This window comes from Shewanella sp. MBTL60-007 (genome assembly GCF_019654915.1).
In the GTDB taxonomy this organism is placed as follows: Bacteria; Pseudomonadota; Gammaproteobacteria; order Enterobacterales; family Shewanellaceae; genus Shewanella.
In genome coordinates, this window is record NZ_BPET01000166.1 from 1 (window position 1) to 699 (window position 699).

The window sequence follows — 699 nt, forward strand, 5'->3', positions numbered from 1 at the left end:
CGCCACCGTTAATGGTAAGCGTGACATAGCCGCCAGCTTCAAAGTCAGTACCATCGATAGTGACTTGCAGCTGTACGTCATCAGCACCAATTTCAGCTTGGGTGAGCAGGCCATCGCCTGGGTTACCATCATCAACAATCAATACCGTCGGCGCGTTTGGCGCGGTTTCATCAGTAACGGTTGCGGTGTCGCTACCTTGAGCCGAGGTGTTGTCAGCCTTATCGGTTTGGGTGGCGGTGACGGTGATGCTGTCGCCTTCAGCAGGCGCGGTTTCTGTCCAGCTGATCACGCCGTTGGCATAAGTGTAGTTACCAAAGGTGAAGCTGCCGTTGCCAGCATCAGTGAAGTCAGCGAAACTCAGCTGAATGTCCCCGCCACCGTTAATGGTAAGCGTGACATAGCCGCCAGCTTCAAAGTCAGTACCATCGATAGTGACTTGCAGCTGTACGTCATCAGCACCAATTTCAGCTTGGGTGAGCAGGCCATCGCCTGGGTTACCATCATCAACAATCAATACCGTCGGCGCGTTTGGCGCGGTTTCATCAGTAACGGTTGCGGTGTCGCTACCTTGTGCCGAGGTGTTGTCAGCCTTATCGGTTTGGGTGGCGGTGACGGTGATGCTGTCGCCTTCAGCAGGCGCGGTTTCTGTCCAGCTGATCACGCCGTTGGCATAAGTGTAGTTACCAAAGGTGAAGCTGC

The 699-nt window shown here is 54.6% G+C and carries 1 pseudogene; it reads right to left on the bottom strand.

The annotated features are described in order from the left end of the window. Positions 1-699 (bottom strand): annotated as a pseudogene (locus K5Q92_RS23865) (hypothetical protein); the annotation flags it as partial.